General features: G+C 70.5%; 7 protein-coding genes. 1 reads left to right on the forward strand and 6 read right to left on the reverse strand.

The features are described from left to right. The first annotated feature begins 62 nt into the window (after window positions 1-62). On the forward strand, window positions 63-1751 hold the full coding sequence (locus ACZ7OO_RS38310; RefSeq protein WP_471512081.1) for a bifunctional 3'-5' exonuclease/DNA polymerase: 1689 nt from the start codon (window positions 63-65) through the stop codon (window positions 1749-1751). Here the strand turns inward: ACZ7OO_RS38310 and ACZ7OO_RS38315 are convergent, their stop codons facing one another. The 6 genes from ACZ7OO_RS38315 to ACZ7OO_RS38340 form a co-directional block, all read right to left on the reverse strand. Next, window positions 1752-4901 carry an AfsR/SARP family transcriptional regulator gene (locus ACZ7OO_RS38315; RefSeq protein ID WP_471512082.1) on the reverse strand — a complete coding sequence of 1050 codons (3150 nt, stop codon included), beginning with the start codon at window positions 4899-4901 and terminating at the stop codon, window positions 1752-1754. 425 nt (window positions 4902-5326) lie between these two features. Continuing rightward, complete coding sequence (locus ACZ7OO_RS38320; RefSeq protein ID WP_471512083.1) at window positions 5327-6220, reverse strand: glycosyltransferase family 2 protein; 894 nt, start codon at window positions 6218-6220, stop codon at window positions 5327-5329. Window positions 6221-6762: 542 nt separating this feature from the next. Further along, window positions 6763-7089: a 3'-5' exonuclease gene (locus ACZ7OO_RS38325; RefSeq protein ID WP_471512084.1), complete on the reverse strand. Its 327-nt coding sequence runs from the start codon at window positions 7087-7089 to the stop codon at window positions 6763-6765. A 342-nt stretch (window positions 7090-7431) separates the two neighbouring features. Then, window positions 7432-8031, reverse strand: coding sequence for a CGNR zinc finger domain-containing protein (locus ACZ7OO_RS38330; protein ID WP_471512085.1), 600 nt, complete (start codon window positions 8029-8031; stop codon window positions 7432-7434). Continuing rightward, a complete protein-coding gene (locus tag ACZ7OO_RS38335; RefSeq protein WP_471512086.1) occupies window positions 8024-8794 on the reverse strand; it encodes a 4'-phosphopantetheinyl transferase family protein in 771 nt (256 codons plus the stop codon). The genes ACZ7OO_RS38330 and ACZ7OO_RS38335 overlap by 8 nt, the downstream gene beginning before the upstream one ends. A gap of 61 nt (window positions 8795-8855) precedes the next feature. Beyond that, window positions 8856-10207, reverse strand: a 1352-nt coding sequence (locus tag ACZ7OO_RS38340) for a non-ribosomal peptide synthetase (RefSeq protein WP_471512087.1), incomplete at its 5' end; no start/stop codon positions are given.

Raw genomic sequence — 10207 nt, forward strand, 5'->3', positions numbered from 1 at the left:
GCCACTCACCATTCAATCCGCAGGTCAGAGCCATTGTCAGTGCCGGGTGCCACACTCGCAGCATGACCGACCGGTGGGCTCTCGCTCCGGCCGAGGACGGTGGCGTGGATGTCGCCCCCCTCGGTCCGGACGGGCTGCCCGCCGGGCCGGTGCGGCGGGAGTCCGATCTCGCCGGGGCGGTCAGGGGCCGCCCGGAGGTCACACGCTGGGTGTGGCGGTCGACCGCCGAGGTCTACCCGCGTCTGCTCGCCACGGGGGTGCGAGTAGAGCGGTGCTACGACATCGAGGACGCCGAGACGCTCCTGCTGGGCCACGAGGGACGGTCCGGTGAGCCGCGCTCGGCCGCCGCCGCCCTGGCCCGCCTCCGCGGCGGCCCCGTACCGTCCGATCCGCCACCGCGCTCGGCCGAACCGGGCGCGCAGTCCACGCTGTTCGAGCCGCAGGGCACCGCCCGCCTGACGCTCGACGAACTCCTCGTGGTCTACGCCGAGCAGCAGCACCGGCACGACCGGGCCGAACACCCGGACCGGATGCGGCTGCTGACGGCCGCGGAGTCGGCGGGGATGCTGATCGCCGCCGAGATGAACCGCGCGGGCCTGCCCTGGAGCGCCGAGATGCACCGCGAGGTGCTACGCGAACTGCTCGGCGAGCGGTACGCGGGCGGCGGCGAGCCCCGCCGGCTGGCCGAGCTGGCGGACGAGGTGTCGGCCGCGTTCGGCAGGCGGGTCCGCCCGGATCTGCCGGCCGATGTGATCAAGGCCTTCGCCCAGGCCGGGATCAAGGTGAAGTCCACCCGCCGCTGGGAGATCTCCGGCATCGACCACCCGGCGGTGAAGCCGCTCCTCGAATACAAGAAGCTCTACCGGATCTGGGTGGCGCACGGCTGGACCTGGCTCCAGGACTGGGTGCGCGACGGCCGGTTCCGGCCCGAGTTCCATGCGGGCGGCACGGTCACCGGGCGCTGGGTGACCAACGGCGGGGGCGCACTGCAGATCCCCAAGGTGATCCGGCGGGCCGCGGTCTCCGACCCCGGCTGGCGGCTGGTCGTCGCGGACGCCGACCAGATGGAGCCACGGGTGCTCGCGGCGATCTCCCGCGACCCCGGGCTGATGGAGGTCGCGGGGCGGGAGACCGACCTCTACCAGTCCGTCTCGGACCGCGCCTTCTCCGGCGACCGCCAGCAGGCCAAGCTCGCGGTCCTCGGCGCTGTCTACGGCCAGACTTCGGGCGACGGCCTGAAGAACCTGGCCGCGCTCAGGCGCCGGTTCCCCAGGGCGGTGGCCTACGTCGACGACGCGGCGCGGGCCGGCGAGGAGGGCCGGCTGGTGCGGACCTGGCTGGGCCGGACCTGCCCTCCGGCGGCCGGTGCGGGCGACGGCGCGGAAGAGGGGGGCCTGCCCCAGGGGGAGCCGGAGGAGCATGCGGCCGACGGCTGGGTGCCGGGTTACGCGTCCACCAACTCCCGTGCCAGAGGCCGCTTCGCACGCAACTTCGTCGTTCAGGGCAGCGCCGCCGACTGGGCTCTGCTGATGCTCGCGGCGCTGCGTCGGACCTGCGCGGACCTTGCGGCCGAGCTGGTCTTCTTCCAGCACGACGAGGTGATCGTGCACTGCCCCAAGGAGGAGACCGGGGCGGTCGTGGCGGCGATCCGGGAGGCGGCCGACCTGGCGGGACGGCTGACGTTCGGGGAGACGCCGGTCCGCTTTCCGTTCACGACGGCGGTGGTGGAGTGCTATGCCGACGCGAAGTGATCAGTCACCGGCCGACAGCAGCTCGCGCAGCTCCACGAGGACGTTGGGCTCGTCCGTGCCGTCCAGGGCGGCCAGGGCCGCGCGCCAGACGTCGTACGCCTCGCTCGTACGCCCCTGCTCGCGCAGGAGCAGACCGAGCTGGTGGCGGGCGAGACCGCCGCTGTAGCGGTCGGCGCGGGCGTCGGCGCGGTCCAGGAGTTCGGCGCACTCGTGGTGGGCGCGGTCGGTGCGGCCGAGACCGCGCAGGGCGCGGACCAGACCGAGCCGGGTCTGGGACTCGCCGTGCCAGTCGCCGTGGCGGCCGAGGATGCGCAGGCTCTCCTCGAAGTGCGTGGCGGCGGCCGCCGGTTCGCCGAGGGCGAGATGGGCGTAGCCGATGTTGCAGTGCGCGGAGTGCTGCACGATGACGGCGCCGATGGAGTCCCCGATCGCCAGTGAGCGCCGGTGGTGCTCGATGGCGGCGCGGGGGTCGGTGTGCTCGTAGAGGTTGCCGAGGTGGCTGTGGGTGACGGCCTCGCCATAGGGGTCGTTCAGCTGCCGGGAGTACTCCAGGCTCTGCCGCAGCGCCTCGCCCGACTCGTCGTACCGTCCGAGCCCCTCAAGGAGCAGCCCCCGGTTGTTCAGGCTGCGCCGGATCCAGGACACCACGTCCAGCCGCCGCCAGAGGGCGAGGGCCTGGTCGGTCAGGGCGAGGGCCTCCCGCTGGCGGCCGGTCAGGAAGTGCAGCCCGGCGAGATCGCCCATGGCGTAGGCCTCGGCGGGCTCGTCGCCCAGACGCCGGGCGGCGGCCAGGGCGGCCGTGCCGAGCACCTCCATCTCGGCAACCCGCCCGCTGCGCAAAACGTAGGGGAAGAGCAGCCGGACGAGCGTGGAGAGGTAGGCGCTGATGCGCGGGTCGGCCGTGTCGGCGTACCGCTCCACCAGGGCGACGATGTTCTCCAGCTCCAGATCGCCCCAGGCGAAGGCGTGCTCGGCGCACTCGAAAGGGGGCAAGGCGGCTGTGTACGGCTGGTGTTCGGGGGGCTGGGCGGCGGTGGGCCGCCGGCGGTCGCCCTGGTCGAGGCCGGGTTCGAGGATGGCGACGAGGGCGAGTTCGGCGACGGCGGCGAACCAGCGCAGGGCGGTGAGTGCGGCCTCGGTGCGGTCGGTCCCCGCGGCCAGTTCCCGTGCGAAGTCCCGTACCAGGTCGTGCGGGGTGTAACGGCCGAACGCCGTCTCCTCCAGGAGGGCCACGTCGACCAGCCGGTCCAGGGCGGCCTCGGCGCGGCGCGCGTCGGTGCCGGTGAGGCGGGCGATCAGCGGGGCGCCGTAGGTGGACAGGTCGAGGGCGCCGATGTGGCACAGGGCGAGGGCGGCGTCGCGGTCGGGTAGCCGGTCGGAGGCGGCGAGGGCGTCATGCGCGACGGCGAGGGAGCGCCGGACGCTCAGGTCGTCGTACTCCAGGTGCTGCAACCTGCCCTCCGTGGCGGCGAGCTGACCGGCAAGCACCTCGGGAGTGAGGGCGCGGCGCGCGGCCAGCCGGGCGGCGACCACCCGTAGGGCGAGCGGCAACCGGCCGGTGAGGCCGACGAGCGGGTGACCGGCGTCGATCTCCTCCCGCCCGCTGACCGCGCGCAGCAGGGCCGCGCTGTCCTCGCCGGTCAGCGGCCCGAGCGGAAACCTGCGGGCGCCGTCGAGCGCGGTGAGCGGCGAACGGCTGGTGACGATCACCGCGCAGCCGGGGCCGCCTGGGAGCAGTGGCCGCACCTGCGCGGCGTTCGCGGCGTCGTCGAACAGCAGCAGGGTGCGGGTCGGCGCGAGCAGGGAGCGCAACAACGCGGAGGCCGCGTCGGGGTGTTCGGGGATGTGCCGGGGGTCGGCACCGAGGTCCCGCAACAGCGCGGCCAGCGCCTGGGCGGGGGCGAGCGGGGGTACGCCAGGGGTGGCGCCGTGCAGGTTGACGTAGAGCTGACCGTCGGGGAAACGTTCCCGCAGCTGGTGGGCGACATACAGCGCGAGCGCGCTCTTGCCGACACCGGCCATACCGCTGAGGACGGCGACTGCCGGGGCGGGCGCCGAGGTGAGGGCACCGCCCAGCTCGTCGCGGATGGCGGTACGTCCGGTGAAGTGGGCCGGGGCCGGGGGAAGTTGGGCGGGCCGAAGCGCCGGTGAGTCGCCGCGCGTAGAACCGGGTCCGACGGGCTGCTCCCCAACCGGGTCGGGCTCCGCACCGGTATCGGCACCCTCGCCTGTCGACTGACGACCCGCTGACGCACCCCCCAGGGGCGCGGGGAACGGCGCGACCGGCCACGACGCACCCGCAGCAGCTTCATCCGACGCACCCTCGTACGGGAGGCCCTCGTCCGACACACCCCCGTCAGCCACACCCTCGTACGATCCGCTCTCCCCCACCGCGCCGCTCCCCCGCAGTACCTCCACATGGGCCTGGCGTACCGCCGCTCCCGGCTCGACGCCGAGTTCCTCGATCAGGCGGTTGCGCAGATCGCGGTGGACGGCGAGGGCCTCGGCCTGGCGGCCCGTGCGATGGAGGGCGAGCATCAGCTGACGGTGGTAGGCCTCACGGAGCGGGTACTCCGCGACGAGCGCCGCCAACTCCGGTACGACACCGCCCAGTCGCGGCCCTCCGAGGGCGAGCTCCGCGTCGTAGCGCCACTGCAGCAGAAGCAGCCTGGCCTCCTCCAGGCGCTGCACGAAGGCGTAGCCGCCGAAGTCGGCGGGGAGACCGCAGAGCGGGTTGCCGCGCCAGAGCGCGAGCGCGGCGGCGCAGGCGCTCAGCACCGGCGCCCACTCCCGGCGCTCGTGTGCCGCGCGCGCCTGCGCCACCCGTGTGTCGAACACGTCGACGTCCAGCTCACCGTCGTCGACGCGCAGCAGATACCCGGGCGGTACGGCGCGCAGCCGCTCCGGGTCGTCGAGGAGTCGGCGCAGCCGGGTGACGTGGTTGTGCAGCGAGGCATGTGCGGACACCGGTGGCGCCCCGCCCCACAGCGCGTCCTTGACCGACTCGACGGAGACGACCCGCCCGGCCTCCAGGAGCAGTGTGGCGAGGAGTGCGCGCATCTTGGGGCTGCCGATGGGGCGGACGTCGCCGCCGGGGAGATACAGCACCGGGGGGCCAAGCAGTCCGAACCGCAGCTCGTACCGCCGCATCACTCCGCCCATCGCCTTCCCGCACGGTCATGGCCGACCGTGCTGCATGGCGGGGATGCCCGCCGGTACCTGGCTTCTGGCGGGATCCGATCCCGTCGGGGACGAGTTCCCGCCACCTTCTCCGTGCCGTCGGGGCCGGAATCCGCAGGGCTTCCGGCCTGTCCCTGGAGTCGTACGGCGCCTTCACGCCAACCGGTTGGTGACCTCCAGGAGAACCGCTGGCCATATGTTAGCGATCCGTTGGCGAGCCCTGATGTGATCTTCGCATCGGACCGGGCCCTACGGCGCGCGCGTATGTCGCGTAACTCGGGGGAGTGTCGCCGCAGGCCTGGATCCGGGGACGCGAGAGGGTTCCGGTCGGCGGAGGTGAACGACCGGAACCCTCGTCCCGTTTCAGGAAGGCTGCCGGACGAAGGTCGCCGGACTCAGATGACGGGCGGGCGCCCGAGCCGGGTGAGCCGCCAGACCGTGCGCCAGCGCATGGGCCGGCGCTCACCGGCAGGTTCGCGCACCCCCTCCACAAAGCCCCCGAACCAGGCGCGCAGGCCGCCCGTCGAACGGGTGCGCAGAAGGGTGATCAGCGTCCACACGGCCAGGTGGACCGGGATCAGCGGCAGGGGCAGCCGACGCCGCGTCAGCCAGACCCGGTTGCGGGCGGTCACCCGGAAGTAGACGGCATGCCGGGCCGGCGAGGTCCGGGGGTGCTGGAGGAGCAGTTCGGGCGCATAGAGGATCTTCCAGCCGGCGTCGGCGGCCCGCCAGGCCAGGTCGGTCTCCTCGTGCGCGAAGAAGAACTCGGCGGGCCAGTCCCCGGTCTCGGTGAGCATGGCCATGCGCAGGGCGTGTCCGCCGCCGAGGAACCCGGTGACGTAACCCCCGCGCAACGGATCGGCGTTGCCGACACGCGGCACGTGCCGCTGCTGGGTCTCGCCCTGCTCGTCCGCGATGCGGAAGCCGACGATACCGAGGCGGGGATCGGCGGCGAACAGATCCCGGACCCGCCGGAGCACCTCGACGTCGACGAGCACCCCGTCGTCGTCCAGTTCGACGACGACGTCCACGTCACCGTACGCGCGCAGCCGGTCGAGGGCGATGTTGCGGCCGCCGGGGCAGCCGAGGTTGTCCTCCACGTCGACGGTGGTGACCTCCCCGGGCAGGTCGAGGCGGCGGGCGAACTCGGGGAGCCGGCAGCCGTTGCCGACGACCACGATGCGGGTGGGGGCGAGGTCCTGCTTGGCGATGGACCTGAGCAGGGCGTCGACTTCGTCGGGCCGGTTCCCCATGGTCACCACGGCGACGGCGATCCTCGGCTCCGCCATGCCCCTCACCCCATCCAGCCGACGGCAGTGCCCACGCCCGGCCGCGCGCCACTCACCGTTCACCAGGATGTTGCCTCAGATACGACAAAGCTCCGGGCAAGGGCCCGCTTTGTGTCGGCCTTTGCAATGACTTGGCCGACAATTTTCGTGGACCAGTCCGTCCCGAACGAGAAAACCCAGGCCGAATGGTTCCGACCTGGGGTTCTGGTGGAGCCGCCTTCGGGATTCGAACCCGAGACCTACGCATTACGAGACCATGAGCGATCGTGTTGCGGGGTGCTTCGTCGTGCTGTCCGGTGACGTTCTGCCTGATCAGAGCACGTGCGACAGGTTGACCCGTGCCACCCCGTGATGCACTGTCCCAAGGCGTCTGTCCACCGACTGTCCACCGGTGGGGCAGCCAGAAGAGGTCAGCGAGGGCCCTGGGTGGCTGCAAGCGTAGCTCCCGACGAGGCCAGACGGGCATTGAGGGTGCTTGTCCGACCTCGACAAGAGCATGGGAGGTGTGCCCGCGACCGGCGGGCACACCTCGGTGGGTCAGCTCAGTTCGGAGAGGGCCCCAATGTGTCCCAGAGGGAGGGAGATTCGCGGTCCTGACGCGGACGTGTTCCGCCGGGGTTCTGGTTGATCCAGCCCAGGCCGCCGATGTCGAGTCGGTAGCGGGCTCGTGTGACGGCGACGTAGGCGACGCGGGCTTCGGCGTCGTCGATGTTTCCGGGCAAGAGGGCACCGTTCGCGTTCGTCTCTTCCTGATCCATCGGCTCGGTGAAGTCCTCGCCGATGCGGGCTGAGGCCCATTCTCGGCCCTTGGCCTTGTGGGCAGTGGAGACCATGATCTCAGCGCCCTGTTCGACGGAGAGTTTGTCCACCGCAGCAAGGATGACGTCGACACCCTGTTCGTCAACGAGATCGACCAGCGGCAGCAGGTCAGGGCCCGACGGGTCGTATTCGGCGTACTCCTGAAGATCGCCCCAGGAATCGAAGAGGATCAGCTCGGGGTGGGTACTGCGCTTGCCGGCCCTGAGGTCGCGGGCGGCTCGGGTAATGGCCCGCCGCGTTGCCCCCGCCGACGAGGGCAGCGCGGCGGCCTTTCTCCAGCAGGCGCATGACTTCGAGCATCGCGCCGACGTTGGACCGGCGCAGGATCGCGTCCGGTTCCTCGACAGAGCCTCTACCGATCCCCGGAGCCGTTCATCGGGGCTTACTCAGCGTCAGCTGACCGTTGACGCCATCTCGGTCGGTCGGTGCTTGGTGCGTCGGCGCTCACGGTAGGCCCTCACATGCATCCGGTTGCCGCATGTCTGGCTGTCGCAGTAGCGACGCGATCGATTGCGCGTCAGGTCATGGAAAGCCTTTCGGCAGCCCGGCGCCTGGCAACGCCGCAGCCGCGTGAACCCGCCACTCACGAGCAGAGCGCTGAGCGCGGCACTGGCTTGCGCCACCAGGACAGAACCCGGTGAGGACGCCTGGGTGGTGTGGCGCAGGCGCCAGCCGACACCATCGATGTACCGCAGCTCCGGCACGGCGCCAACGGCATGCAAGGCGGCGTTGAGGGCTCGCACTGCTGTGTCCTCGTCCACCGCCAGGACGACGTCCCTCATCGTGGCCCGCACATTCCGCGCCTCGGCAACCTCGATGAACCCAGGCGTCGTTGCAGGAAGAGGTACAAGCGCGTCTACGAGTCCATCTCGGCCGAGCACTTCCGGATCGGTATTCACCAGGTCGACGGTCCAACGGAACATCTCCGTCATGTCGTCGTCGAGCACCGCGCTCGTGGTCCTCGCCGCATCGGGGCCGCTGCCTTCAGGCATCTTCCACTCCTTGTCGTGTCACTATCGCAGCCAAGTGCCCTTCGCCAGCGTGGACGTCCCGGACGTACCAGCCGGGAAAAGTCCCCGGTCGGTTCTCGTACGTGCCGACGTAGTCCAGTGACGGGTCGCGCCCCAGACCTGTGCCGATCGCTTTGAGGTAGGCCTCCTTGCGCACCCATGCTCGGGTGAAGGCCAGCGGCCTGTCGGACGATGGTGCCTCGCCCAGCTCTGCAATTTCCCGAGGATGCAGGAACGGAACAGCTTCGTTCACCGAGTCCGGTCTCTGGAGTACCTCCACGTCCACGCCTACAGGCGTCGGGGAGACGGCAATCAGTGCGAGAGTCCGGCTACGCGACAAAGAGAAATGAAAGGGCTCCCCGGGCACGGCCGGACGACCGTGCGGCGCACCGCACAACGGACAAGGCAGCCGCACGAAGGGAATGCTGGCGGGGCTGATGCCGAGGTAGGTGCCCGTGATCAGGCGCAGCGCCGTGTGGGCCGCCGCATAGGAGGCACCGTCTGCCGGATCCCGGTATTCCTGAGCTCTGCCCCATTCCGCAGAGCTCAGCACGTCGGCGACCCCGCCCTCCAGTTCTGCCAGGAGTTCATCGGGCCGAACCATCCAGACCCCAGGCTCCGCCGCCGTACCCGGAACCGGTGGCAAGCCGCAGGCCATGCCGCGAAACTCCCTGGGAGCAAGCGGCACGGCTCGCTGTTCGTCCATGCCGCGCGGTTTCAGGTGCCGCCCCTTGATCTCTCTCACCTGCATCTCTCATTCACGCGAAAACACGCGTGCCGCCTCCTGCACACGGCCCATCGTCGGGTTATGTCCCTATCTGTTCCAGGAGTTTCTGTACTTCGTCCTCGGACATCTCGTTCACACGCTCCAGCAGACGCCGTTCGAGCTCGTCAGCAATGGCCTCGATGGTCGGCCGGTCGAAGATGGCCTGGAGCGGCAGACCGACCCCGAACCGGCGCTGCATTCTGGAATTGAGACGGGTGACGGCGAGTGAGTGCCCGCCCAAAGCGAAGAAGCTGTCTCGAGTTCCCACTCTGTCGACACCGAGCAGCTCCTGCCAAATGCTGGCCAGGGCGATCTCCGTGTCCCCCTCGGGTGCCACGAACTCCACCTCGGTGTAGTCCCGCAGACGATCCGGCTCGGGCAAACGCTTACGGTCCACCTTGCCATTGGCGTTGAGCGGCAACGCCTCGTGGACGAGAACGAACGACGGCACCATGTGTTCCGGCAGTTCACCGGACAGATAGGTGCGCACCGCTCCGGGCGACAGCGCGCTGTCGCCAGCGAGGACGACGTGGGCCACCAGCCGCTTCAGATCGGAAGAGGCTCCCTGCACCACCACCACGGCCTCCGCCACCCGGGGGTGTCGAGACAAGGTCGCCTCGATTTCGCCGAGTTCGACGCGCATGCCGCGGATCTTGACCTGGTGGTCGTTGCGTCCTGCGAATTTGAGCGTGCCATCGGGCCGGCGATACCCCTGGTCACCCGTGCGGTACATGCGCCGGCCCGGGCCGTCGGGGTCGGCGACGAACACGGTGGCGGTCTTGGCCGGGTCGCTCAGGTAACCGCGCGCAAGACCGATCCCAGAGATGTAGAGGTCGCCGACGACCCCGACGGGCACCTCGTTGAGGTGGGCATCACGCACGGTCACACGGTTGTTGTCAAAGGGCAGGCCGATGGAAACCGCACCGGTGTCGTCGTGGTCGTCAGCGGTGCACGTGTGGCTCGTCGAGTCGATGGAGACCTCGGTCGCACCCCAGGTGTTGTGCAAGGTACCGGGGAACGACTCGGCGAATCGCCGCACCGTACCCGGCAGCAACGCCTCACCACTGGAGACAACGGCACGCAGAACGAGAGCTGCCTTGTCCTCGGGTGTGACGGTATCCAGCAGCAGGTTCAGCATGCTCGGCACCGTCTGGAGCAGAACCGCGCGCGAGGCGATGGCGGCGTCGAGGATGGCACGAGGGTCGCGGTGCCGGCCCGGCTCGATGAGCGCGACCCGACCCCCGTACACCAGCGGCCAAAAGATCTCCAGGCACGAGTCGTCGAACGTGAGCGTGGTCTTGTGCAGGACGGTCTCGCCGGGCCGCAGGTGGTGCTGGCGCTGCATCCACGTCATCCGGTTCACCCAGCCCTGGTGCACGCTGGCCACACCCT

It is taken from the genome of Streptomyces sp. NPDC111744 (genome assembly GCF_055634995.1).